The organism is Paenibacillus ginsengihumi DSM 21568, assembly GCF_000380965.1.
Lineage (GTDB): Bacteria > Bacillota > Bacilli > Paenibacillales > NBRC-103111 > Paenibacillus_G > Paenibacillus_G ginsengihumi.
On sequence record NZ_KB905564.1, the window covers coordinates 59,920 to 86,313 of the forward strand.

At 58.2% G+C, this 26,394-nt stretch carries 19 protein-coding genes; 15 read left to right on the forward strand and 4 right to left on the reverse strand.

Annotated features, from left to right (window positions below; translation table 11 throughout):
• Window positions 1–22: 22 nt before the first annotated feature.
• The 3 genes from F591_RS0111070 to xylA form a co-directional block, all read right to left on the reverse strand.
• Complete coding sequence (locus tag F591_RS0111070; RefSeq protein ID WP_019534666.1) at window positions 23–1,048, reverse strand: tripartite tricarboxylate transporter substrate binding protein; 1,026 nt, start codon at window positions 1,046–1,048, stop codon at window positions 23–25.
• 235 nt (window positions 1,049–1,283) lie between these two features.
• Window positions 1,284–3,575: a helix-turn-helix domain-containing protein gene (locus tag F591_RS0111075; protein WP_019534667.1), complete on the reverse strand. Its 2,292-nt coding sequence runs from the start codon at window positions 3,573–3,575 to the stop codon at window positions 1,284–1,286.
• A 259-nt stretch (window positions 3,576–3,834) separates the two neighbouring features.
• Window positions 3,835–5,151 carry a xylose isomerase gene (gene xylA / locus F591_RS0111080; protein ID WP_019534668.1) on the reverse strand — a complete coding sequence of 439 codons (1,317 nt, stop codon included), beginning with the start codon at window positions 5,149–5,151 and terminating at the stop codon, window positions 3,835–3,837.
• Window positions 5,152–5,376: 225 nt separating this feature from the next.
• Between xylA and F591_RS0111085 the strand changes: the two genes are divergently transcribed.
• From F591_RS0111085 to F591_RS0111125, 8 genes are all read left to right on the forward strand, one after another.
• The gene (locus tag F591_RS0111085) at window positions 5,377–6,549 is read left to right on the forward strand and encodes an ROK family transcriptional regulator (RefSeq protein ID WP_019534669.1); all 1,173 of its coding nucleotides are present in this window, start codon (window positions 5,377–5,379) and stop codon (window positions 6,547–6,549) included.
• 355 nt (window positions 6,550–6,904) lie between these two features.
• Entirely contained in the window at window positions 6,905–7,105 is a 201-nt protein-coding gene (locus tag F591_RS0111095; RefSeq protein ID WP_019534671.1) for a copper ion binding protein, read from the forward strand.
• Between the two features lie 498 nt (window positions 7,106–7,603).
• Window positions 7,604–8,425, forward strand: a complete 822-nt coding sequence (locus tag F591_RS0111100) for a YihY/virulence factor BrkB family protein (RefSeq protein WP_019534672.1) — start codon at window positions 7,604–7,606, stop codon at window positions 8,423–8,425.
• A 139-nt stretch (window positions 8,426–8,564) separates the two neighbouring features.
• Window positions 8,565–8,942 carry a GntR family transcriptional regulator gene (locus F591_RS0111105; RefSeq protein WP_019534673.1) on the forward strand — a complete coding sequence of 126 codons (378 nt, stop codon included), beginning with the start codon at window positions 8,565–8,567 and terminating at the stop codon, window positions 8,940–8,942.
• Between the two features lie 36 nt (window positions 8,943–8,978).
• A complete protein-coding gene (locus tag F591_RS0111110) occupies window positions 8,979–9,239 on the forward strand; it encodes a DUF1450 domain-containing protein (protein WP_169445848.1) in 261 nt (86 codons plus the stop codon).
• 310 nt (window positions 9,240–9,549) lie between these two features.
• Window positions 9,550–10,005 carry a MarR family winged helix-turn-helix transcriptional regulator gene (locus F591_RS27860; RefSeq protein ID WP_019534675.1) on the forward strand — a complete coding sequence of 152 codons (456 nt, stop codon included), beginning with the start codon at window positions 9,550–9,552 and terminating at the stop codon, window positions 10,003–10,005.
• A gap of 288 nt (window positions 10,006–10,293) precedes the next feature.
• Complete coding sequence (locus F591_RS27865; protein WP_019534676.1) at window positions 10,294–10,689, forward strand: phasin family protein; 396 nt, start codon at window positions 10,294–10,296, stop codon at window positions 10,687–10,689.
• Between the two features lie 49 nt (window positions 10,690–10,738).
• On the forward strand, window positions 10,739–12,418 hold the full coding sequence (locus F591_RS0111125; RefSeq protein WP_019534677.1) for an ABC1 kinase family protein: 1,680 nt from the start codon (window positions 10,739–10,741) through the stop codon (window positions 12,416–12,418).
• 247 nt (window positions 12,419–12,665) lie between these two features.
• Here F591_RS0111125 and F591_RS0111130 read toward each other — a convergent pair whose 3' ends face one another.
• Window positions 12,666–14,966 carry a helix-turn-helix domain-containing protein gene (locus F591_RS0111130; RefSeq protein WP_019534678.1) on the reverse strand — a complete coding sequence of 767 codons (2,301 nt, stop codon included), beginning with the start codon at window positions 14,964–14,966 and terminating at the stop codon, window positions 12,666–12,668.
• Window positions 14,967–15,419: 453 nt separating this feature from the next.
• On the opposite strand from F591_RS0111130, the gene F591_RS0111135 reads away from it, so the two are divergent.
• From F591_RS0111135 to F591_RS0111175, 7 genes are all read left to right on the forward strand, one after another.
• Window positions 15,420–16,937, forward strand: a complete 1,518-nt coding sequence (locus F591_RS0111135) for an extracellular solute-binding protein (RefSeq protein ID WP_019534679.1) — start codon at window positions 15,420–15,422, stop codon at window positions 16,935–16,937.
• A gap of 189 nt (window positions 16,938–17,126) precedes the next feature.
• The gene (locus tag F591_RS0111140) at window positions 17,127–18,080 is read left to right on the forward strand and encodes an ABC transporter permease (protein ID WP_019534680.1); all 954 of its coding nucleotides are present in this window, start codon (window positions 17,127–17,129) and stop codon (window positions 18,078–18,080) included.
• 27 nt (window positions 18,081–18,107) lie between these two features.
• Window positions 18,108–18,986, forward strand: a complete 879-nt coding sequence (locus F591_RS0111145; RefSeq protein WP_019534681.1) for a carbohydrate ABC transporter permease — start codon at window positions 18,108–18,110, stop codon at window positions 18,984–18,986.
• Window positions 18,987–19,608: 622 nt separating this feature from the next.
• Window positions 19,609–20,721 carry a glycoside hydrolase family 88/105 protein gene (locus tag F591_RS0111150; RefSeq protein ID WP_019534682.1) on the forward strand — a complete coding sequence of 371 codons (1,113 nt, stop codon included), beginning with the start codon at window positions 19,609–19,611 and terminating at the stop codon, window positions 20,719–20,721.
• Between the two features lie 58 nt (window positions 20,722–20,779).
• Window positions 20,780–22,270: a glycoside hydrolase family 28 protein gene (locus F591_RS0111155; protein ID WP_019534683.1), complete on the forward strand. Its 1,491-nt coding sequence runs from the start codon at window positions 20,780–20,782 to the stop codon at window positions 22,268–22,270.
• 205 nt (window positions 22,271–22,475) lie between these two features.
• The gene (locus F591_RS0111160) at window positions 22,476–23,519 is read left to right on the forward strand and encodes an alpha/beta hydrolase family protein (RefSeq protein WP_019534684.1); all 1,044 of its coding nucleotides are present in this window, start codon (window positions 22,476–22,478) and stop codon (window positions 23,517–23,519) included.
• Between the two features lie 1,382 nt (window positions 23,520–24,901).
• Window positions 24,902–26,188, forward strand: a complete 1,287-nt coding sequence (locus tag F591_RS0111175) for a Gfo/Idh/MocA family protein (RefSeq protein WP_019534687.1) — start codon at window positions 24,902–24,904, stop codon at window positions 26,186–26,188.
• Window positions 26,189–26,394: the final 206 nt, after the last annotated feature.

The following is a 26,394-nucleotide window of genomic DNA, read 5'->3' on the forward strand; positions in this document are numbered from 1 at the left end:
CTCCGATGGAGCGCTGACTCCGCTATTTTTTGGACAAGCCCAGCTCCGGAATCAGCTTGCCGAAATTGTCGTGATTTTCCTTCAAATATTGGGCGAAGCTCTGGCTGTCCTTGACGACGACGCTGAGGCCGTTCTTTTGCATGAAGTCGGTGAACTCGCTATCCTCGGTCGCTTTCTTGAAGCCTTCCGCCAAGATCTCCAGAATCTCGTCCGGGGTATCCTTGGGCACGCCGAGTCCCCGCCATGTCCCGATATAGCTGAATTCCGTTCCAGTCTCTTCCTTGAACGTCTTCACCCCGGGCAGCACCCGCGACGGCTTGTTATCGAGCACGGCCAGCGAGCGCAGCTTGCCCGCCTCCACCTGGGTCATCACTTCCGGAGGGCTGACCGGCACGGCGTCCACATGGCCGCCGAGCAGCGCGGTGATGGCAGGAGCGGCTCCTTCGAACGGAATGTGGTTGAACTTCGTTCCGGTCGCCTGCTCCATGGCGGCCGCGGCAAGATGCCAGATCGCGCCCGTTCCGGAATTGCCCAGCTTCACCCGACCGGGGTTCGCCTTCGCGTATTCCAAAAATTCGTTCAGCGTCTTCCAAGGGCTATCCGTGCGCACCGTGATGGCCGCCGGCTCGTAGTTCATCATCATGATCGGCTGGAAATCCTCATAGGTGATCGGGGACAGGCCGAGGTGGGGCAGCGTCGTCAGCTCGACGGTAATGACCGTGACCGTATATCCGTCGGCTTTGGCATTGGAGCCCTCCATCATCCCGACCGAGCCGCCGCCACCGGTTTTGTTGACGACCGTGATCGGCTGCTGGAGATGCTTCTCCGCCGCCTTGGCGAGCGCCCTGGCCGTCGTATCCGTGCCGCCGCCCGCCGCGTAAGGCACGATCAGGTTGATCGGCTTGGTCGGGAAATTCACCGGTTTCGCCGCCCCCGTCTCCGCATTTTGACCGGCAGTCGTCTGCGCCGCTCCGCCGCATGCCGCAAGCAGCGTCATGCCGACAATCGCCGTCGTGGAGAGCAGAGCGTTCCATTTCCGCTTCTTCATCAACTTGCACCCTCTTTTCCGTATCGAATGGTCAGCGCGTCGGCTGCATTAGCAAGCCGCGGCTTGCTTTCCTAGTGTAGGGGGATGCGGGGCCGCCGGCAATCTGCCGATCGTGCAGTTTACCCGCCAATCGGCCAATTCAGGCTGCATTTGGCGGATGTGCAAGCATGTTGGTCGATCGGCACATGGCCGGATCGCCGGGAGTTTGCGCCGGATCGGACAAGGAAACAGGATTCTACGACTCCATGATGTCCTTGGGCGTTCGGTTGACCTCGCGGTATTTGCCCGGCGTCATGCCTTTCACTTTGCGGAAGCTGCGAATGAAGCTCGTTTCGTTCTGATAGCCGACCTGAGACGCGATATCGGCTACCTTGCGCTCGGTCGCCGTCAGCAGCCGGCAAGCTTCTTCGATGCGCAGCAATGTCAAATATTCGAAGACCGAATAACCGGTTTCCTGTCTGAAAATGCTGCTGACCGAGGAGACGCTCATCCCGACCGATTCGGCAACGTCCTGGAGGCCGATATTGTCCTTGAGCCGCTCGCTCATAAATTGAATGATCCGCTGGACGATCAGACGTTCCTTCCGCTCCAGCCGGCCGCGCATCGACTCGGCAGCTGCCCGGGAAGCTTGCAGCAGGAGGGTTGTGACGTCGGCCAGGTCCATCATTTTCAGCTGATGCGGCGTATAATCCTCGAGCGGAGGCGGCTTTGGCGCATCGTGGGCGGAGCAGAGCCGCAGCAGCGCTTCGAGCCAGCGCTCGGCGAAGGCGTAGACCGATTCCGGGGGCGGCTGGACGGAGGCGACGGTTTCGGACCAGGCTTGGGTGCCTTGGGCCAGAGCTTCGGCGTCTCCGGCTTCCGCCTGGCCGAGCCATTCCCGCATCAGCTTCTCCTGCCGGGCTTCGGCAAGCTCGCCGTACGCTGCGTCCGGGGCGAAGCGGAACGTTTTCCCGTAGCCTTCGTACAGCCGCGCCGCCAGCGCCTCGTTCGCTTCGGCGTACGAGCGGTGAAGCTCGGCAATGGAAGGGGCAGGCCGCCCGATCCCGATGGACAGCTGCATTCGCAAATAAGCTTCGGCCGATTCGATCGCCTGGTCCAGCCGTTCCTGCAGCCGCTTCTCCGCCTCCGGCACGGGGTGTCTCGGCTGGACGATGATCAGCACATTTTCCTTGTCGAGGGCGACGCTGGCAGAATGCCACTGCAGGTCCAGCATTTCGTGAATGAGATTGGATAACGCATATTTCAGCAGCAGCTGATCCTCCTCGTTGAAATCGGCGGACCAAACCTTGTAGCGGCTGATCGATATGACCGCAGCCGTCAGAGGGCCGTCCGACCAATCCTCGAAATACCGCTGCCACTTGAAGCGAATTTCCTTGGCGCCGATCCGGCCGAGCAGCACGTCCTGCACATACTTGGAGCGGACCTCCGGCAGGCTCTGCTTGCTGAGCGCCGAGCGCAGATCGGCTTCCTTGACCAGCTTCCAAATATGCCGCTCGATGTCGGCCCAATCTCCGGGCGCCCCGGGCTTTCCGCGGTATCCGACCAGTTCGCGGATTCTGGCCAGCGGACGGAACGCCGTATAGCTGGAATAGCACATCGCCACGCATCCGATCAGAATGGACAACAGCGACAGCATGACGATGATGTTGCGCACGAGCCGCGCGTTTTTCAGCAGGTCCTCCAGCGAAATGACCGATACCCAGCGCCAGCCGGTCATGTCCGAGAACGTCTGATTCGCCAAATAGTCTTGCCCGCCCAGCCGCACGTTTTTGAACGGAAGGATGCTTAGCTCAGCGACAACCCGCCGCATGTCGCTTTCCTTGATCGGCAAGTTCGTCTTCGGGTATATCAGCTCGCCGTCCAGGCTGAAAATGTACTGCGGAGCCTCCAGATTGGCGTGGATGCCCGTGAACAGCCGGTCGTAATCGATGTTGATGATCACGAGGCCGGCGAGCCTCTCCTCGTGCCGGATAGGGCGAATTAACGAAATCAGCTCCGTCGGCACAGGAGCCGGTTCCGGACCGCCGCCTCCCGATCTTCTTGTGATCAGAAGAGGCTTCGTCTCCAGCTCCTTGCTCCACGGAATCCAGGTTCGGTCGCCCATCGTATCCATCGCCTGCTCCTTCTCGCTGTTCGAAGACAGCACGCGGCCGCGGTTCAAATCGACCACATAAATCGAATGAACTTCATCCTCGTTGGCCGCTGCCTTGACATAAGCCTGGATGCTCGCAATCGTTTCCTGGTTCGAGTCGAGGGAGGGGGAGACATACTGTACGACTGATGGGTGGTACGAAAGCTGCACCGCTTTGTTGTCGTATTGGCGGAATTCGCGGTTGGTTGCGTCCCTGTTGATTTGCAGCAGCTCGGCAATCGGCTGGTTCAGTTCCTTGTCCAGCTTGTCGCGGTAATCGTAGTAGAGAAGCAAGCTGATCGCAGAAATCAAGGTCGAGATGACCAAGGTCAGCGTAAAAATAAGCAGGCTTTGCCTGTTCGTCAGCAGCATTTTGATCCGGTAATCCACCCGCATGACCGTATCCTCCTTTGCGCAGCGGTAAAGTCTTTTGCTCGCCAATCGCTCACTGCGGCTCACACGGCGGCGGCCTGGCGGACCCGTTGGGAGCAGAAAGCGATTTCAGCAAAAACATCATACTATAAGCTGCTGCTTCAGGCTAACTTTTTTTGGAAGATCGTTGGGCGGAGCAGAAGGTGCATGCGGGGAAAAAAGAGCCGCACACGGGGCGGCGGCCCCATGTGCGGCTTCCTGGTTCGTGTCAGGACGATCCGGATCAGGCGTTCAAAATGTATTGGTTTAGCACCGAGCGGATCAGCTCGACGCGGCCGGACTCGTGAACGATCGGCTTGTTCTGCAGCGCGTACGCCTCCAGCGTATGGAAGTTCGCCTTGCCGGAGACGATGTCCGCTCCGATGCCGGTACGGAACGTGGCGTAACGGTTCTCAAGCACGTTCTCGAATACGCGGTCCTCGATCAGCTTCGCCGCCACCTGCAGGCCGCGGGCGAAGGAATCCATGCCGGCGATATGCGCATAGACGACATCGATCGGCTCAAGCGAGGTGCGGCGCACCTTGGCGTCGAAGTTCACCCCGCCGCGGCCGAGACCGCCTTCGTTCTGCAAAATTTCATACATGGCGAGCGTCGTCGAGTACAGATCGGTCGGGAATTCGTCGGTATCCCAGCCAAGCAGCAGGTCGCCCTGGTTCGCGTCGATCGATCCGAGCGCGCCGTCCAGCCGGGCCACGCGCAGCTCGTGCTCGAACGTATGCCCGGCCAGCGTCGCATGGTTCGCCTCGATGTTCAGCTTGAAATGAGGCAGCAGGCCGTATTTGCGGAGGAACGACAGCGTCGTCGCCGCGTCGAAATCGTACTGATGCTTGGTCGGCTCCTTCGGCTTCGGCTCGATCAGGAACTGGGCGTCGAAGCCGATCTCCTTGGCGTAATCGACAGCCATGTGCAGGAAACGGGCCAGGTTATCGAGCTCCAGTCCCATATCTGTATTCAGCAGCGACTCGTAGCCTTCGCGGCCTCCCCAGAACACATAGTTTTCCGCGCCAAGCTCCTTGCCGTGCTCCAGCGCCTTCTTCACCTGAGCGGCCGCATAGGCGAACACGTCGGCATGGTTGGTCGTCGCGGCGCCGTGGAGGAAGCGCGGATTGGTGAACATGTTGGCCGTATTCCAGAGCAGCTTCTTGCCGGTCGCCTTCATGTTCTCCTTGATCAGCGCCACGATCTCGTCGAGGTTGCGGTTCGTCTCCTGCAGCGTATCGCCTTCCGGCGCGATGTCCCGGTCATGGAAGCAGAAGAAGTCTGCGCCCAGAATGTTCAGCAGCTCGAAGCACGCTTCGACCCGCGCTTTCGCCAGATCCATGCCGGAGTAGGCATCCCAGCCGCGGATCGCGGTGCCTGCGCCGAACGGGTCCGTGCCGCTCCCGGTGAAGGAGTGCCAGTAGGCTACGGCAAAGCGCAGATGCTCGCGCATCGTTTTTCCCAGCACCACTTGATCGGGATTGTAAAATTTGAAAGCCAGCGGGTTGGTGGACTCTCTGCCTTCGTACTGAATCGGTTTCACATCGCCAAAGTAACCCATCGATCATCCCTCCGAAGGATAAAATGAATAATTCGATCATAAGGAAATAAACGCTTACAGCTAGATCATAACATCAACAAATAAGTTTGTAAATTGATTAAACAAACTTAGTGCTATATTTAAGAAAATATTCATGATAAAATCATTCGTACATGCGATAAGACAAATGAATAAGAGAACGATGAATAAACAACGATGACGGAAAGGAAACGTTTGGGGGACACCATGAGAAAAACAGGCGATTTGAATCTGGTCAAGGAAATCAACAAATCGATTGTTCTGGATTATATCCGCCATCAGTCTCCGATCTCCCGGGCACGGATCGCCGAGCTGGCGGGATTGACGAAGGCGACCGTCTCTTCGCTGGTGAACGAGCTGATCGGCAGCCGGCTGGTGCAGGAGATCGGGGCCGGGGCGTCGAGCGGCGGGCGCAAGCCGATGATGCTGCTGTTCAACGGGACGGCGGGATACTCCATCGGGGTCGATCTGGGCGTCGACTACATCTTGGTCGTGCTCACCGACCTGAGCGGCCGCATCGTCTTCGAGCGCCGGCACGCGCACGCGAACACATCGGTGGAGCGCGTTATCGATGCTCTGAAGGCGGCCATTCGCGAAGCGGCAGACCAGGCGCCGGCGTCGGCCTACGGCATTATCGGCATCGGCATCGGCATTCCCGGTATTAGCGACGGGCAGGGCCGGGTGCTGTTCGCGCCGAATCTCGGCTGGGAGAACGTGCCGCTCGGCCCGGCGATCGAGGAGGCGTTCGGCGTCCCGGTCGTCATCGACAACGAAGCGAACGCCGGAGCCGTCGGCGAGCTGCAGTTCGGCACCGGCCAGGCAGCGGACAATCTCGTATACCTCAGCATCGGCAGCGGGATCGGCACGGGCATCGTGCTTAACAAGGAGCTGTACCGCGGCTCCTCGGGCTTTTCCGGCGAATTCGGCCATACGTCGATCGAGCTGGAGGGCAAGCCGTGCCGCTGCGGCAACCGCGGCTGCTGGGAGCTGTACGCCTCGGAGAGCGCCCTGCTGGAGGAAGCCAGAAAGCAGCTGGAAGACCGCGGGCTGGACGTGGGGCGGCTTATCCGGCTGGCCGAGCAGGGCGACGAGGCCGCCATCCGCTTGTTCGAGCGCTGGGGCTTCTATCTCGGGATCGGCATCGTCAATATTATGAACGGGATCAATCCGGGGCTGATCGTGATCGGGGGCAAGCTCGCCGAGGCGGAGCAGTGGCTGAAGGCGCCGCTGCTGGCCGCCGTGGAGCGGCGCTCCATGCCTTATCCGAGAGCGGGGATGGGCCTTAAGTTTTCCGGACTGGGAGCCCGTTCGACCGTGCTCGGGGCCTGCTCGTTCGCGATTTCGAAGTTTTTCGCTTCGACGAAGGTATTGGTGAATTGAAGGGTAATCCATGTGAGGGGGCATTATGGCGATGTAGCGTTCCGGTTGTTGCCGATGCTTGCTGTATATGCTGCTGATCACTGCTGATCCTCCATGCAATCATGATATCGGGCTGTACCGGGGGAAACGAAGCAATCTTGCCGTCCGACAAAGAAGCGAAGCTGCCGCAGCAGGTTGCCGAGTTGGAGAGACCGTTGTCCGAAAGTGCGGTCGTGAAGAATGCGGGCGAATGAGGCCCCGGACCTTGATGAAGCCAAACGTATCTGTCGGCGGCGACGATTTACATACCCCATGGGGGTATGTTATGATAGGAAGGTAGCTATCGCAAAATGCATCGATACGGGAGGAATCCGATATGCAGCATATTACTTTGAAAGTCGAAGGCATGTCCTGCGGCCATTGTGTGAGTGCCGTCGAAGGGGCGCTGAAGGAATTGGGAGCGTCCGGCCAGGTCGATCTGGCGGCCAAGACGGTAACGGTGCAGTACGATGAAAGCAAGCTTCAACTGGATGCGATCAAAGCGGCGATCGAGGATCAAGGCTACGAGGTCGTGTGATTGTGCAACGCTTCAAGAAGCGCAGCGAACCTAATGGCGGTTTGCTGCGCTTTCTTTGTCCATGTTGCGGGAAGCTGAGACATCATCTCTAACGCTTGTGACAAACGTTATTTTGCTGAATCGTACCCTGTTTAAAATGTAACGAAACAGAGCAGCGCTATTTTGTCAAAAACGCCGAATCTGGCAGCCCGCAATACCGAATAAGACTTCTCACAAGCGTTACAATGCCAAAATCGATCGTTTCGGGAGGAATAAGCCTTGTGGCAAGCGTTAGAGATGATCATGTGCTTCAGAAGCTTCCGAAGGGTACGCTCTTGGCGCTCGGTTGATGTTGCCTAAGGCGAGGCAGACTTCAAGCCCGCGGTTTAGGCTGTCCAAAGTCCAAGCAATGCAAGGCTTCGTTTGAGTCATAGGCATTCCCGCTCTTTCGACCGGCTTGGTTATATTTCGCAGGCTATCGTTCATACTATGCGGAAGGGGGATGGGGGACATGTTACGATGAAGCGATTTGCCCATGAACTGATTCATCAGCTGGATCATGACGACGCTTTCGGCCTGGCGGCGCAATGCGCCTACTATTTCCTGTTTTCGCTGTTTCCGTTCGCTTTGTTCGTAATCAGCCTGCTCGGTTATTTGCCGATTGCCTCCGGCGACTTGTTGTCGCTCGCGCAGCAGTATGTGCCGGGCGAGGTATTCCGCCAACTAGAGCAAACGCTGGGCGCTTTGATTCGCGCGCGGCACGGCGGGACGCTGTCGCTGGGGCTGATCGTCACGCTCGTTACGGCTAGCGCCGCGATGAACGCGATCGTGCTTGCCGTCAATAAAGCTTACGGGCTGCCCAAGCGCAAAAGCTTCATCCATTCCCGGGTGCTGGCGATCGTTTTGACACTGGGCTTGCTGCTGGTCGTCGCGTCCGCGCTGCTGCTCAGCGTCTTCGGGCAGGTCATCGTCAACTGGCTGCAGACGTATACCGCGATCCCGTGGGACAAAATTGAGCTGTGGAACATATGGCGCTTATTGATCAATTTTGCCATTCTTCTGATCGTCTTCACAGGCATCTACTACGTTGCCCCGAATACTTGCCTTACCTGCAAGGATGTCTTGCCCGGCGCGATCGTTGCCGCTGTCGGCTGGCAGCTCAGCTCGCTCGGCTTTTCCTATTACGTGAACCATTGGGGCAATTTTAACGCAACGTACGGCAGTCTGGGCGGCGTCATCGTGCTTATGACATGGTTTTACATCTCCGCGCTGCTGATCATCGTCGGGGGCGAAATCAATGCGATCAATTATAATATGAAGCATTCGTCGGCCAAGCGGTAGCCGCATGGCGCGGCTGCCTGGTCTCCTTCGGACACGGTTCCCGAATCCGCCCCATGTCATCCCTTCACCCTATTGAAACAGTGTTCTAGTATGATAGAATAAACCTGTCATTCGTTGCTTATGGAACGGAGGGGATGAGGTGGGCGTCGAGTTTTCGGGACTGGCCCCGATCTATTACCAGATCATCATGAAAATTTGCGGCCGCATCGTCCGCGGCGAGCTTCAGCCCGGGGACAAGCTGCCCTCGGTGAGGGAGCTGGCAACGCAATACGGCGTCAATCCGAATACCGTGCAGCGCGTCTATCTGGAGCTGGAGCGGCTGTCGTTATCCGAGGCGAGAAGAGGGCAAGGCACGTTCGTCACGGAAGACCGGGGGAGGCTTCTGCAGCTGCGGGAGCAGCTCAGGCAGGATAGAATCGGCACCTTCCTGGACGATATGCGGGAGATGGGGTTCACGGACCGGGAGATCGCGGACGGGCTCCGGCCTTATCTTGCTCTTGCCGGCGAAGCCGAATGAAGGGCAGCCGCGCGAAGCCTGCAGGGGGGAGTTATTGTGAGCAGCCGGCATATCGAATATTGTATAAACAATTTAAGAAGATTTACACAGAGCGTGTACGATGCAATCGAGGAGGAGCATCCTGCCGTCAAGCAAAAGGTCAGGGGCTGCTTGAACCGCTGCGACGATTGCAAGCATAAGCCGTTCGCGCTGGTGAACGAACGCAAATTCCTCAAGGTCGCGAGCACGCTGGTCGAGACGGACACGCCGGAGGAGCTGCGGGCCCAGCTGCTCATGCAGATCGGCGCCGGCCATTGACGCGGCGCTTTCCTTGATGTGCGTTATCGTCGTCTGTGCGGCGATCCATCACGAAGTCCCGAGGCCTCATCCCGCCCCAAGCGAAGATGCCGAGCCGCCGGGGCTTTATTTTTTTGACGGCTTCGGAATCGGGAGCAAAATCAAGCAAGCCGCCTGCTGCATCCTGCTTAGGGACATATAAGGGCGCATAGATCGTTTCCCTCTGGCATGCTCTTTCTGTTATATTTTCATATATAGATATTTTGCGAACGAAATATTGAACGGTTAATAAAAATATCGCCTGCGGGATTCAAAAAGGAGGGGCTTACCCATGTACGACTATTATTTCTTTGAAAAGCTGGAGTCGCTGCATCGTGATATTCAAGCGAAAATATACGCCGAGTGGAATGCGGTAAGTCCCGTGAAGCTGTCGATCCCGCAAACCGGATTGCTGCAGATGCTGGAGAGGGGCGGCACGAAGACATTAACGGAATTGGCGGAGAAGCTGTATGCCACCGTCGAAGGCGTATCGCTGCTCTGCGCCGGTTTGGAAGAGAAGGGGCTCGTTCGCCGCATCCGGAGCGAGGCGCTGCAGGAGGACAGCGTTGAATTGACTCCCGCCGGCTGGAAGCTTACCCGCTTGCTGCGGGGGCTGAAGGGCGAATTGGCCGAACGGATGGCCAAAGATATCCCGGTGGAGGAATGGCGCCGGGTCGATCGGCTGCTTGCTGCTGTCAAAAGAAACATGTCTGAAAATATTCGCGTAGAAGAGACGGAAAACGGATAAATCGCCTGGATGCGGTTGTCCGTTTTTTTGTTATCTGGATCAGCCGCCTGGCTAGCTGGCGGCCCGGATTTCCTCTTTTGCCGCTTCAAGCTCATGGGATCGGCTTCATTGGGGAAACCTCTATATAAATCAGGATCGACGCCTATGACGGGAGCCATCTACATCACTGGCCGTCACCTGCAGCCCGCCCGAAAGCTGACGGCGGACACCGCCCAGTCAGACCGGATATCCGGCAATTTCGCTTGTTGCGAAAAGCCGATGACCCATTCTAAGGAGGTTTGCTAGCGAATGAAGGATTTTATGACGAAAGTGCTGTCCCTCGGCATGGGACTTGCCGTCGCCAGCAAGGAGCAGCTGGAGAAGCTGGCGGATGAGCTGGAGAAGCTGGCGGATGAGCTGGAGAAAAAAGGAGAGATGAGCAAAACCGAATCGAAGGAATTCGTCGATAAGCTGGTGAGCAAGGGCGAACAGGCATCCAAAGATTTGGAGGGGAAAATCCGCCAGCAGGTGCAGCGCGTGCTCGAAGGGCTTGATATGGCGCCGATGAGCGAAATTCGCCGCTTGGAGCAGCGCATCGCCGCTTTGGAAGAGCGGCTGGCGCCGGCCGCAGGCTTTTCTGTGCCGGGGAACGAGTTCAACATCGAGTCCTCCGGGACTTCGGGGACTGCTGACGACGGACGCTGAACGGTTCGATCCCTCGTCGAATCCGCTTCCGTTATAGGAGGTGACGCGCGTGATCGGAAGAAGAGTCCGCCAGCTCTCGCGCTACCGCGAGGTCGTCGGGGCGTTCGCCCGCAACGGGCTCGGCTTCGTCGTGCACGACCTTGGTCTGAGCGAGCTCATGCCGCTGGCCCGCAAACGCTCCTCCGGCAAGGAGGCTTCATCGCGGCGAACGCTCGGCCAACGAATCCGCATCGTCCTGGAGGAACTCGGGCCTACCTTTGTCAAGGTCGGCCAGATCGCCAGCACGCGTCCCGATCTGATCCCGCGGGACATTATCCGCGAGCTCGAGCTGCTGCAGGACCGGGTGCCCCCGTTCTCGTTCGAGCAGGCCCGCAGCATTGTGGAAGGTGAGCTGGGCGCTCCGCTTAATAGCCTGTTCGCTCAATTCGATGAAGAGCCGCTCGCTTCGGCTTCGATCGGCCAGGTGCATTATGCCGTTCTGCCGGCAGGAGACGCCGTCGCAGTCAAAGTCCAGCGCCCCGGCATCGACCGAGTGATCGAGACCGATCTGGAAATTTTGCGGGATTTGGCCAGGCTGGCCGAACAGCGGCTGGCGTGGGCCGCCAAATACGGGCTTGCCGAAATGGCCGACGAATTCGCCAAGTCGCTGCAGGGAGAGCTCGATTACAGCCTCGAAGGCCGCCATGCCGAGCGGATGGGCGAGGCGCTCGCCTACGACGCCAATATGGTCGTGCCCAAGGTATACTGGGACTACTCGACCCGGCGGGTGCTGACGAGCGAATACATCCAGGGCGTGCGGATGAACGAGCTGCTGGCAGGGAGCGCCGGAGCGGGTTGCGACCGTTCTGCGGTCGCCAAACGGTTCGCCGGGTCGATTCTGGAGCAGGTGCTCGTGCTCGGCTTCTTCCACGGCGATCCTCATCCGGGCAACCTGATCATTCTCCCGGGAGAGCGCATCGCCTGGCTCGATTTCGGCACGGTGGGCCGGCTTACGCCGGAGACGAAGCATCATTTCGCCACGCTCGTCATTGGCCTGCAGCGCGGCAGCACCGACCTGATCGTCAAAGCCGTCAGCCGCATGGGGCTGATCCCCGCGGAGGCGGATATGGCGGCGCTGCGGGAGGATGTCGAGCGGTTGCGCGACAAATATTACCGCGTGCCGTGGAGCCAGCTGCGGCTCGGCGACGCGATCAGCGACCTGTTCGCCGTCTCCTTCCGCCACCGCATCCGGATGCCGGCCGATTTGACGCTGCTCGGCAAGACGCTGCTGACGATGGAAGGGACAGTGCAGGCGCTCGACCCCGCCTTCCGCCTGTTCGATATCGCCGAGCCGTTCGGCTTCCGGCTCATGCTGGAGCGATTGCGCCCCCGCAGCTTCCTCGGCCGCATCTGGCACGAGGCTTCCGAATACGCGGGCGTGCTGGCCGACCTGCCGCTGAAGGCGCATGAGCTGGCGACGACGGTGCAGAAGGGCCAGCTGCGGATGGAGATCGGCGTGCCTGAGCTGAAGACGCTGCTCCGCACGCTGGACCGCATCAGCAACCGGCTGTCGATCAGCGTCGTGCTGCTGGCCATCAGCATCCTGATGGTAGGGCTGATCGTCGGGTCGTCCGCGGATCAAGCCCCGTATGCGCTGTGGAACATTCCTGCGGTCGAGATCGGCTTCGGCTTGGCCGCTTTTATGTTCCTGTGGCTTCTTTTGTCCATCTTGAAATCGGGGCGGTTCTGATCTGCCCGGCGATCAGCGGGTTGGCTGCCCGGTCAGCGCCGCAGCGAACCAGCGGCGGGCCCCTTTTGGGCATGGGAACGCTTTGCGGCCCAGGGGGGGCTGCCGTCCATCGCGCATCCTGACGCTGACGCGGCGTAAAGATCCCGCTTGCGGACGAGCGCGGGCGTGCGGCGGCAACACAGCGGCTACGCGGCGGCAACGCGGTGGCAACACAGCGGCTACGCGGCGTCACATGGCCAACCCGGGCTTACCCCTCCGCCGTCCGGGCATATTTGCTCCGGTATTGCCCCGGCGTCATATCGGTCTGCTTGCGGAACGAACGGATGAAGTTTTGCGGATTGTTGTACCGCAGCTTTTGGGCGATATCCTTGATCGGGATATCCGTTTCGACCAGCCATTTCTTGGCCATATTAAGCCGGTAAGCCGCCAAATAATCGCTGAACGACTGGTTCGTCTCTTTCTTGAACACGCTGCTTAAATAGAAGGCGTTGTAATGCAGCCGGGCGGCGCATTCCTCCAGCGTAATGTCGGTATCGTAATGGGTGTGGATCAGATGAATGATCTGCTCCGACAAGTTCTGATACTGGGAATCGCGGCGGTCCTTGAACACTTGCACGAGCGGCTGGACAAGCTTCGTCTTGAACCATTTCTCGATCTCCGAGCTGGCATACAGCTGCAGCAGCTCGTCGTACAGGGAACCGCCTTCCGGATCGATCTGCCTTAGGCTGATGCCGCTCTCCTGCATGACGATCATCAGGTCGTTGAGCAGGCGAATGAGCGAAATTTGATAATCCTGCAGCGATCGATCCTTATGAAACACTTCATTCATCCACTGCTTCAGCAGTTCGAGGGCCTTCTCCTCGTCCGCCAGCTTAATCGCATCGATCAGCTCGCTTTCCAGCTGCTGCGGGAACGGGTAGATCAGCGTATGCTTGCCGGAGTTGATGCCGGCATAGCTGATGACGACGCCCTTGCCGAGCTTCAGGCGGTGCTTCAGCGCCTCGAGCCCTTCCTGATAAGCGCGGGACGCTTTGGACAAGGTCTGGAACGGCAGGCTGATGCCGATGCTGACGCTCAGATCGAGGAAGCTTCGGACATGCGTCTGGATCGATTCCGTCAGGCGGTACAGGAAGCTGTTGAACTCCTCCGGCGACCGGTCCGCGCTGCCGACCAAGGTCACCTGGGTCTGATCGAGAATGACCGGCATGATCCGTTGCTCCGGCGGAATCACTTCTTCGATAATATTGTTGACGGCAAAAAGCAGCAGGTCGTGGTCCTTCTCTTCATACCGCGTCTGCTCCAGCATATCGATCTGCAGCGTCAGCACGGCCATATATTCCCAGCGCCCCAGCTGCTCGCCATATCCGTACAGCTCAAGCCGCTCCTTCACGTCGCTTTCCTTCAGCTGGCCGCCGTACAGCTTGCTGAGGAAAAAGGTGCGAACCATTTGCGAGTTTTGATGCAGCTCGTTCTTCAGGCTGGAGTTGGAATGAAATAGCTGTTGAATATGCTCGTTAATCAGCTGGAACTCGTTTGCCTTGCGCGGCAGCGGATCGGGCAGTCTGTCGGCAATCGCCTTCAAAATGCCGCGAACGGGCGTATACATTCTGCGGGAGCCTAACCATACGGCGCATACCGAGATAACAATCACGATGATGCAAACATACGCCGTAAACCAGCCGATGGCCCGCGATTCTTGCGTAACGACGCTGTTCTCGCTGAACGAAAGATAGCGCCAGCCGTTAAAATCGGAGTGGACGTAAGTGACTGTAAAATGCCCCGCATCCGTTCGCGTCTCGAATTGGCCGGAACTGCCCGCAAGCTGATGCAGGTCCTCCTGCGTCAAAAAGCTCGTCTCGGTGAGCGGCTTGCCGATCAAGGCTTGATCCGGGTGCACCCAGATTCGCCCATCCGGGCCGACGATCATCGCCTCGCCGTGCGTCCCGTCGTTATCCATCATGTCGGCCAGCGTGCATACGGGAATGGAGGCGACGGCCAGTCCGCGCGGATCGAAGCTTCCGGTAGGCAGCTTTTTGATGAGACTCACGGTATAAGGGCATGCCGAAGCGGCGCTTCGGCTCGGAAGCAACGTCCAGCTCGATTGCGTCGGCAATGCCATAAGCGGCAGCAACGCTTCCTGTTCGGCGCTGCCCTCAAAGGCGTACAGTCCGCTGTTGTTGATCAGCCAGTTGTTGATCTTATTGAAGATAACGACCTCGCTAACCTTGCTGTCGAACGATTGAATATAGCTCAGCTCGCGGCGCAGGTTGTTGTATTTTTGGAATTCACGAAATGTGAGCGGTCCGAATATGGCCTCGTCCATCAGGGTCGAATTCGCCACCTGGTTCAGTCCGTTGTCCAGTCTGCGCAGCACCTGCTCGATATTGCCGTTCATTTGTTTGATCGTGCGCAGATTGCCTTCGTTGACGTGAGACTGAATCGCCTGGGAAGACTTCATATACGAGAAAAAACCGAGAATGAGCACAGGCAGTATACATAGCGCGCATCCGTAAATGACCAGTTTCGTAAACAAGCTGTATTTGCTCATGCTTCATTCCTCCTTCCTGACCGAGTCATAGCGGAGCCGCTTTCATCTTCTATGAGGCCATCATGGAACCGTCCGGATCGACAAAAATCGGCAATAATCGCCGGTGTCATTGGATCAGATTCAAAAGAGCGGAGCCTGTAAGCGGTTAACAGCGGGTTCGGTCGCAAGCGATCCTATGCAATGATTATAACATGACCTCACTTCGGAGTCTCTGGAAAACGGGACTGCCGGTCAGGGCTGATGTTACGTAGCCCATTGTAGCATTACCGGGATAATCATTGCATCATCTTAAGCGGGCTTGCGCTGCAGAAGCGCTTCCGCGGCAGGCTGTATCCAAGCTGGATATCAACGGATTATGTACGTAACCGCTGCCGCAAGATATGATGATAAACGTAAACATCATCCGAATCAAGCTTATCATTCAAAAGCTATTCCACATGGGAGGTCTGAACAATGAAAAAGAGACACGTACAGACAGTTCTCGCATCTGCGCTGACGGTTTCGCTCGTGGCGGGCTGCGCCGGCGGCGGCGATCCGCAGACGGGCGCCGGCGCAGGCGGGGAGTCTGGCGGCCCTACCAAAATTACGATTATGGCCAACCTCCATACGCCGGAGGTGCCCGATCCGACCATCGAGAAGATGCTGGAGGAGAAAACGAACACCGATCTGACGATTCAGTGGGTGCCGGATGGCAGCTACGACGAGAAGCTGAACGCCTCGTTCGCGACGGGCACGCTGCCGCAGGTCGTCTTTATGAAGAATCAGACGTCGCTGCTCATGTTCCGGGACGCGATCCGCAATGACCAGTTCTGGGAAATCGGGCCGCTGCTGAACGAATATCCGAACCTGAAAAATCTCGATCCGAACGTGCTGAACAACGTGTCGGTCGACGGCAAAATCTATTCGCTGTACCAGGAGCGGCCGCTGTCCCGCCAAGGGGTCATCTACCGCAAGGACTGGGCGGATGCCCTGGGCTTGTCCGCGCCGACAAACCTTGAAGAGCTGTACAACATGGCGAAGGCGTTCAAGGAGCAGGACCCGGACAAGAACGGCAAGGCGGACACGATCGGCTTCGCGGACCGCAGCGACCTCGTATACGGCGCCTTCAAGACGCTGGCCTCTTACCACGGGGTGCCGAACAACTGGGGCATTAAGGACGGCAAGCTGTATCCCGAATTCATGGACCCCGCTTATATCGAAACGATGAAGTACGTTCGCAAGCTGCATCAGGAAGGCCTCATCAACCAGGACTTCCCGGTTACGAGCAAGACGGACCAGCAAAATCTGTTCATTACCGGCAAGGCCGGGCTGTATGTCGGCGCGATGGGCGACGTCGTCAGCCTGCATCAGAAGATGGTGGAGGTCAACCCGAATATCGAGCTGGACGTGCAGAACCGCATCGAAGGCCCGAAAGGTCTCGGGGTGTGGGCGATTCCGGGCTACGGCTCGGCGGTGCTGTTCCCGAAATCGGCGGTCAAATCGGAAGCGGAACTCAGAGCGATCCTGTCGTTCTTCGACAAGCTGATGAGCCCAGAGCTGGCCAACCTGATATATTACGGCATCGAGGGCAAGCATTACACGATCAAGGACGGCAAAGCGGAGATTACGAAGGATTCGAAGCTGCATGAGCGCGAGGTGAAGGCTTACCAGGCGCTGCAAATCGGCGGACCGAGCACGATCGGTATGCTGGAGAGCCTGTTCACGCTGCCGGCCAAGGAGAAGGCAGAGAAGCTGATACTGGACAACAACCAGTTCCTGATCCACGACCCGACCGCGCCGCTCGATTCGAAGACGTATACGGAGAGAGGGACGCGGCTCCAGGAAATTATCAAGGACGCCACATACAAGTTTATGCTGGGCAGCATCGACGAAGCCGGCTTCCAGCAAGAAGTCGAAAAATGGAGAAAAGACGGCGGCGATCAAATCATCGAGGAATTCAACGCATCGTATCAAGCCGCCCAGAAAAAATAAACGTATTGACCGCTTGCGCCAGTTCGATGCGTGAAACGCGTAAGGCCGCCGGGTTCCCGGCGGCCAACGCGGATTCTCTTGCATCATCGGAAAGCGCGCGTTCGCGGAGGGCGAATGCCCGTTTTCCGATGATGCAAGCTTAAGGCTTGTCATCAGAGCATTTTCAACACGGAGAGAGGGAGAACCGACATGAGCGATACAGCCGTCAAAAACACGACGATCGCCAGAAGAACCGGGGAATCCGGACTGCTGAAGAGAATTATTAAAAACCGCGCCATCTATTTGATGATTCTTCCCGGTCTTTTGTTTTTTATCATATTCAAATATGCGCCGATGTACGGTTTGATCATCGCCTTTCAAGACTATAAGCCGTATCTCGGGATCAGCGGCAGTCCATGGGTCGGCCTCGCTCATTTCGAGCGGCTGTTTGCCGAGCCGATGTTCTTTACGATTTTAAGGAATACGCTGCTGTTGTTTCTGATGAATCTATGCTTTTATTTTCCGGTTCCGATCATTTTGGCCGTGATGCTGAACGAGGTTCGCCGGGAAGCGTTCAAGCGCTTCGTGCAGACGTTGATCTACGTCCCCCATTTCATGTCCTGGGTCATCATCGTCTCGATTACGTTCGTCATGCTGTCGATGGACCGCGGCATCATTAACGAGCTGCTGGTTATGATGGGCTTCGAAAAAATCAATTTCCTGCTCAGCAACGAATGGTTCCGACCGATGTACATCTTGCAGGTGATCTGGAGAGAAGCGGGCTGGGGCACGATCATTTACTTGGCGGCAATGGCGGCTATCGATCCGCAACTGTACGAGGCTGCGCGCATGGACGGCGCCGGCCGGTTCCGGCAAATCTGGCACATTACGCTGCCTTCGATCCGAAGCGTCATCGTCGTGCTGCTGCTGCTGAAGATCGGCGACGTGCTGGAGCTCGGCTTCGAGCACATTTATCTCCTGCTGAACTCCATGAACCGCGAGGTGGCGGAGATTTTCGACACGTATGTTTATACAGCCGGTCTCAAGCAGGGACAGTACAGCTTCAGTACGGCAGTCGGCTTCTTCAAGTCGGTCGTCGGTCTCATACTGGTCATGATCGCCAACTGGTTGGCCAAAAAAGCCGGCGAAGAAGGCATCTACTAATTCGCGGGTCTGGGAGGATGGAAATCGATGCACGATAAATCGCTGGGAAGCCGCGTGTTCGACGCGGTCAACTATACGCTGCTGGCGCTCGTCGCCCTCATTACGATACTGCCGTTCATTCATGTCGTCGCCGGCTCGTTCACGACGGTTCAGGAGCTGGCGGAGAAGCAGTTCGTCCTGATTCCGACCGTCTGGTCGCTTGACGCTTACCGTTATGTGTTCTCCACGAATACGCTGATCCGCGGGCTCGGAGTCTCCATCGGGGTCACCGTCATCGGCACATTGATCAGCATGTTCCTGACATCACTGATGGCTTACGGCTTGTCCCGCCGCGATCTCGACGGCCGCCGCATCATCATGTTCGCCGTCGTGTTCACGATGCTGTTCAACGGAGGCATGATTCCGACGTTTCTCGTCGTCAAGAGCATGGGCCTGATCGATACCTATGCGTCGCTCATTATTCCGACGGCCATCAACGCGTTCAATCTGATTATTATGCGCAACTTCTTCCAGAATCTGCCTGACGGCATCGAGGAATCGGCCAAAATCGACGGCTGCGGCGACTGGGGCATCCTGTTCAAGATCGTCATCCCGCTGTCCATGCCGGCCATCGCCACCATTTCGCTGTTTTACGCGGTGACGTACTGGAACACGTATATGACGGCCATTCTGTACCTGAACGATTCCGTCAAATGGCCGGTGCAGGTCATTTTGCGGCAAATCGTCATCCTCGCCAGCGGCCTCAGCGCCGACACGTCGGGCATGGACGACAGCTTCGTCACTCCGCCGGAGCAGACGGTCAAGATGGCGGTCATCGTCGTCGCGACGCTGCCGATCCTGCTGGTGTATCCGTTCCTGCAAAAGCACTTTGCCAAAGGCGCCCTGCTCGGCTCGATCAAGGGCTGACCGCTCGCATGCCCCCGCCTGGCTGAAGCCGCAGCGCACGGGCGGGGGTGCTGCTGCACCTCTTCAAGTATGAGTTAGGGCCTATCGGCGATGAAATGGATAGGTGAACGTGCGGGGACTTGCGGCTCGTCTTTTTTCAGCAACGTCGTTGTTCTGCCATGTATGAAGCGGCTTTATTTTCTCTTTAATGGCATGGGAGGTAATTTTTTTTCGGCAGCGGCGGTACGAATTGGCAAAAATATGCTAAAGTAAAAGGGATGGCAATACTCGCATCAAGCTTGGCTGAAGCGAAAGGACGGGCTACCTTGGCGAACTCGGCGCGTAAGCGGATTCAAGCTGTGCTGGCGCACCCCGGTTCGGAGCGCTGCCGAGGGTGCGGGAAATGTGCGAGAGCATCCTGTATACGCTGCGTCACGACGAAGCGGTCGGCATGTGTTGCCTCAAAAACGACCGCTAAACCGCGGTCGCTCTTCCTTGAATGGACTTCGATAGACGACGTTTTTCTTCAATAGAATTGGCTGGGCTGGCGAGGCTTGCGCTGGTCGCCGGGAGCTCCTCCGGCGGCACAAGAGAAAGAGCACAATAGTACAATAACCCATTAGGAAGGGAGCCTGTATATTTTATGAGCAATAGCAGTACACAACCGACATTGAATACCCCCCTGGCTTACGCCAAGGCGGCATGCGACGCCCTGATCGCCAAATATCGTCCGGAGCAGCTGCCGCCGGAAAATCGCTGGCACTATCACCAGGGCATCTTCCTGTACGGCATGCTCAAGGTGTGGGAACAGACGGGCGAGGAGCTGTATTTGAACTACCCGAAGGAGTATGTCGACAAGCTCGTCGACGAGCTGGGCAATTTCTATTTTGCGCGGGACGAGCTGGACGCTATTATGCCGGGGCTGCTCCTGTTCACGCTGGACCGGCAGTTCGGCGAGGGCCGTTACCGGATCGCCGCCGACAAGCTGAGACAGCTGTTCCGCACGCTGAACCGCACGTCGGAAGGCGGATTCTGGCACAAGGACAAGTACCCTTACCAAATGTGGCTGGACGGCTTGTATATGGGCGGCGTGTTCGCCATGAAATATGAGACGCATTACGGCGAACGGGGCCTGATCGATATGGTGCTGCACCAGGAGTCGCTGATGCGCCGGCATATGACCGACGAGCGGACAGGCCTGCTGTACCACGCCTGGGACGAGTCCCGCCAATTCCCGTGGGCGAATCCGGACACGGGCTGCTCGCCGGAATTTTGGGGCCGCTCGCTCGGCTGGTACGGGATGGCGCTCGCCGATTTCCTGGACGAGATGCCTGAGTCCCATCCGGGCCGTGCCGACATCGCCGCTGCGCTCAAGCCGTTCGTGCACGCGCTGATCCGCTATCAGGACGAGGCGAGCGGCCTGTGGTACCAGGTGGTGGACAAAGGCGATCAGCCGGACAACTGGCTGGAGACGTCCTGCACGAGCCTGTTCGTATACACGATCGCCAAAGCGATCAAGCACGGCGTCGTCGGCGACGAATGCCGCGAGGCGGCCATCAAAGGCTACGAAGGCTTGACGAAGCGGGTTCGGCTGGACGACAGCGGCCATCTGGTCGTTCCGGACATTTGCATCGGGACGTCGGCGGGCGATTACGTCAATTACGTCACGCGTCCGGTCAGCGAGAACGATCTTCACGGCGTCGGCGCATTCGTGCTGGCTTGCGTCGAGGTCCACAAGCTGCAGGGGCAGGGCTAAATAGAGATTCGTCAGAGATTCATCCAGCTAAGCGAGACAAAAAGGAGGACACTCGTCCGTGGCTATATACAACATTACGGATTTCGGCGCCAAAGGCGACGGCACCACCGATAATACGAAAGCGATCGCGGATGCGATAGCAGCCTGCCAAAACGGTGGCGGCGGCACGGTATATGTACCGGCGGGCACGTATTTGACCGGCCCCATCGTCCTGGTGAGCCATATGACGCTATATGTGGAAGCGGGGGCTGTCCTGCGCTTCACGACCCGCTTTGAGGCTTACGAGCCTGTCCGCACCCGCTGGTCCGGCTACGAATGCTACGGCTATTCGCCGCTCGTGTACGGTTACGGCCTGAAGCAGGTCGCGATCAAGGGGGAAGGGATCATCGACGGTCAGGGCGAAGCGTGGTGGACGGCATACCGCGCTTTGCGGGAAGGACAGCCCCCCTATTCGCCCTACGGCGAGCGGCTGAAGGAACTCAACCGGGCGCTGACGGAGACGATCAAGAACAACATCGCGGAATGGGACTCCCAGTTCCTGCGTCCGCCGCTGCTGCAGCTGCTCCACTGCGAGGACGTTGTGCTGGAGGGCGTCACGCTGCAAAATTCGCCATTTTGGAATACGCATCTGGTCTACTGCCGCCATGTCAATATCCGCGGAGTCAGCTTCAAAAATCCGTACACTACGCCGAACGGCGACGGCCTGGATATCGATTCGTGCCAGGACGTGCGCGTCTCCGACTGCCACTTCGACGTGGGCGACGACTGCCTGTGCCTGAAATCGGGCATCGATGAGGACGGCCGCCGCGTCGGCATTGCGACCGAGAACGTCGCCGTTACGAACTGCACGATGCTGCACGGCCACGGCGGCGTCGTCATGGGCAGCGAGACGGCCGGAGGCATCCGCCATGTCGTGATCTCGAACTGCATATTCATCGGCACGGACCGCGGCATCCGCATCAAGACGAACCGGGCGCGCGGCGGCGGCGTCGAGGACGTTCATATCAGCAACATTTTCATGAAGGATGTGCTGTGCCCGATCGCTATCAACGGATTTTACCGCTACGGGGTGGACACGTCGAATCCGCTGATGACCAGCCCGGAGGCCGTGCCGGTGACCGAGGCGACGCCGGTGATCCGCAACATCTATATCAGCGACGTAACGGCCAAGAACTGCCTGGCGTCCGCCGGGTTCATTTACGGCCTGCCGGAGATGCCGGTGGAGAACGTCGTGCTGCGCCATTTGACGCTGGAGACGACGACAGACCCGGAGGAGCAGGGCGGCGAGCCGGATATGGTGCGGGAGAATCTGATCATGGCCGGCGAAGGCATTCTGTGCAAGCATGTGCGCGGTCTGGAGATGCACCGCGTCCGCGTCGGCACGCGGCAGGGCCCGGCGCTGCGGCTGGAGAACGTCAGCGGCGCCGAGATCGAAGGGCTGCGCCTGACGCGCAAGCACCCGGACACTGCGGCCGTCCAGATTGCCGATTGCGACGGCGTGGATATTCCGGGCTATACCGGCGGAGCGGACGGCGGATCGATCGGATAAGCCAGAGAATACGCGGCTCTGCACCGCAGGCGCCCTACGGGAGTGCTTGCTTGTGCAGGGCCGCGTTTTGCGCGTCTGCATGGTTGGGATTGGCTTCGGAATAACGGCCGATATAGCGAAGGCCGAACCCGCTCGACGTTGCGCGGCGGTGCGGGAAGTGCGTTTAGGCGAGCGGGCGGCGATACGTTAAAGGAGGAACAGCCTGATGTGGCATCCTGACGAATTTCTGGAGAAGCTGTACCGAAAGCTGGAGACAGGGCGCAGCAAGCGAGTCGAGACAACGGAGCAGAAGCAAGCGCGGCTTCGCCGGCGCCTGCGTGAAGCGCTCGGATTCGTCGACCATCTGGAGGAATGGCAGGCGCCGCTTGAGCCGGTGCTGCTCGAGCGGGCGGAGCGGGACGATTTCGTTCGCGAACGAGTGGAGTACAGCACGTCGGACGGGCTCCGCGTTCCGGCCTATGTGCTTATCCCGAGGGGGGCGGAGCCGGGCCGTACGCCCGCGGTGCTGGCCTGGCATGGTCACGGCTACGGCAGCCGGGAGGCGGTGGGCCTGCTTCCCGACGGTTCGGAGCTGAGCGGTCCGCCGGGCATCCATGCGAACTTCGCGCTGGAGCTGGTCCGCCGCGGCCTCGTCGTGCTCGTCCCCGAAATCGTCGGCTTCGGCGACCGCAAGCTGCGGCGGGATGTGGAAAGAGACCCGAAGGCCGGCAATTCGTGCTTCTCCATCGCCTCCGAGCTGCTGCTGGCGGGAAGCACGATCGCCGGGCTGCGGGTGTTCGAGGCGATGCGCGCCGCCGATTATTTGACCGCCCGTCCGGAGGTCGACCCGCTGCGGATCGGCAATATGGGCTTCTCCGGCGGTGGGATGGTCGCCTCGCTGTCGGCGGCGCTCGACGAGCGCATCCGCGCTTCGGTCATCTGCGGATATTCCAATACGTACAAGGGCAGCATTTTGGCGCGCCCGCACTGTCTTGACAATTATATCCCCGGCATATTGACCGAAGCGGAGATGCCCGACCTGCTCGGGCTGATCGCGCCGCGCGCGCTGTTCATCGAGTCCGGCACGTTCGACGGGCTGTTTCCTGTCGAGCGGGTCAAGGAAGCGATCGGACAGGTGGCGCAGACGTACGGCGCGCTGAACGCAGAAGCCCGCTTCACGTTCGATCTGTTCGAGGGCAAGCATGAGATCAGCGGCCGACATTCGTACGACTGGCTGGCCAAGATGCTGCGTCAGGAGCCGGCCGTCTAATCGTTGCAAGCGGAGCGATTCCTTCGTCATCGGGCATCACCTTCTTCGATATTGAAAATTCAGTGCGTGGAAACGCCGAATTTCCGGGGAGAGTCAGCAATGTTGTATTTTGTACAACAAAAACGGGGGTATAAACCGCATTTGCCGCTCATTGTTGTAAAAAGTGCAACATTTCAGGAGATGTTCCCGGGTTTGCGGTGAATCACGCCCAAATTATTGCACAAAATGCAACATTCCCTTTCCTCTGGCGCGATGGATGCGGAAAATGTTGCATTTTTTGCAGGATCTGCTGCCTCATGTGCCTGAGTCTGTCCGGGGAGGAGCAGCGCTAACGCAGTGTTTGGGGGGCGCTGGATGAGTATGCTGAGCATCATGGTAGTTAGAAGCAGTTTGCGGTTTGCGGCCAAGTGCGAAAAGCGGCTAACGCTAGCCGCAGAGCTTATTTCACTCGAAACGACCGGTATGAAATTGTAACGCAAGTGAGCAGCCTTATTCGGCATTTTGGGCTACCCGATTCGGCGTTTTTGCCCAAATAATGCTCCCTAGTTGCGTTACATTTTTCAAAGGCCGCATTTCATCAAGATAGGGTTTGTCACTTGCGTTAGAGAGGATATGACGATTAATGGCTCGCTTGCAAACCTCGGTTTAACGTTACAGGAAGTTTAACTTCGCTAAAGGATTAACGGCGACGGTGCCGGAGCCCCGCAAGCGAAGTGCGACGTTCTGTACCAAGAAAAACGACTGCTAGACCGCGGCCCGTTCATCCTTGAATGGGCATCGATAGATGTTTTTCACTTCGCAGAGCACCTGTTTAAGCTTCGCCGCACAAGCCCCCGCTTGGTGAAGCGATTCGGGGGTGAAGCCAGCGCGAATGCGAAAGAAAGTGGCTGCCGGGTTCAACGTCGCCCTATGCCCTTATAGAGAAACCTTGGTCATTCGAGCGCGCGAGCGAGAGCAGCAGCATGTTTCGGTGAATCCAATCATGATAAGCCGCTTTGCCATAAGCAGTCGGGGGTCAACCCCCGCTGCCGGGCGAAGCGGCTTTTGCGCATTGCGAGGAGATGCCCCCGGAAAGTGCGTCAGTCGCTCTATTTCCTGGTCCCCATTTGTTGACGTTTCGGGAAGCCGTCATCCGCTCGTCGCTCGAATTTTCGGTGACGTTCCGGGATGTCGTGATCCGCTCGTCGCTCGAATTTTCGGTGATTCGCTTCCGGAATGCGGCGCCATGTGCTTGAAACGGTCGTTCTTGAGTGAACGCAAGAGGGGTTAATATCATTTTAAAGCAAAAACATGATTGAATAGATCATAAATTTGATTTAAACTATCAAATAGAAAAAGTGTGCTAATCATTCATAACTTTTATATATAAAGGAGCGACAAACATGAACGCGGAATCTTCCACCAAGCTCATGACAGCGGTCGTCGTCGGTGCGGGAAACCGCAGCCTCGTCTATGCCTCGTATGCCTCCAAGCATCCCGAGGAGCTGCGCATCGTCGGCGTCGTGGAGCCCGATGCGTCCCGCAGACAGCTGGCGGCCGAGCGGTTCGGGCTCCCGCCCGAGGCCTGCTTCTCCACCGTCGAAGAGCTGATCGCCGGGGGAACCCGGCTGGCCGACGCGGCGATTAACGGCACGATGGATGAGCTTCACGTCGAGACGACCGTCCCGCTGCTGCGGGCCGGCTATCACGTGCTGCTGGAGAAGCCGATCGGCATCACGGAGGAGGAGGTCGAGACGATTCGGCAGGAGGCGCGCAGGAATGACCGGATCGTTATGGTATGCCATGTGCTGCGGTATGCGCCGTTTTATCGGGCGATCAAGGAGCGGCTGGTGGAAGGCGCGATCGGAGAGATCGTCAATATTCAGACGGCCGAGCACGTCAGCTATCATCATATGGCCGTCTCTTTTGTCCGCGGCAAGTGGAACTCCAAGGAGAAGTGCGGCTCCTCGATGATTATGGCGAAGTGCTGCCACGATACGGATCTACTGTCGTGGCTGGCCGGGGATGCGAAGCCGGTTAAAGTGTCGAGCTTCGGGAGCCTGATGCAGTTCCGCCCGGACAAGGCGCCGGAGGGGTCAGGCACGCGCTGTCTCGTCGATTGCCGAATCGAGGACTCCTGTCCGTATTCGGCCCGCAAAAATTACATCGAGCAAGGCTTGTGGAAATCGTACGTCTGGCCGAACTGGCATCTCGGCTCGCGACCGACCGAGGAGCAGCTGGCCGAATCGCTGCGCACGGACAATCCGTACGGCCGCTGCGTCTGGCGCTGCGACAACGATGTCGTCGATCACCAATCCGTTATCGTGGAATTCGACAGCGGTGCGACCGCTTCCCATAATATGATCGGCGCCACCTCCCGACCGTGCCGGATCATTCATATCGTCGGCACGAAGGGCGAGATGCTGGGCGTTATGGAAGACGGGGAGTTCGTCGTACGGACCCACGATGCGCGCAAAGGGCGCGAATACGCCGAGGAGAAGGTGAAGATCGACGTCGCAGGCGACAACCATGGCGGCGGCGACCTGCGGCTCGTGCACGATTTTGTGCGCGTGCTGCGCGGCGAGCAACCTTCCATCTCGACGACCTCGCTCGATCAGTCCATCGACGGGCACCGAATCGGTTTTGCTGCCGAGCGGGCCCGCGTCAGCGGGTGTATAGTACACTTATAAAGTAAAATTTATCCTGAATTTCGAAAGCGCATAAGATCAATGCAAGATGCTAAAGCAATGGCGACTTAAGATGTAAAAATGCAGGAGTTTCCCATGCCTGGTGGAGACGGAAGCTTGCGGCGGATGGTCTTTCCCCCTCCCCAATGAAGAGGCAGTCCTTATTTCCATGTAAAATTTTGCTATCATCATTCTAACTGCGCCACTCG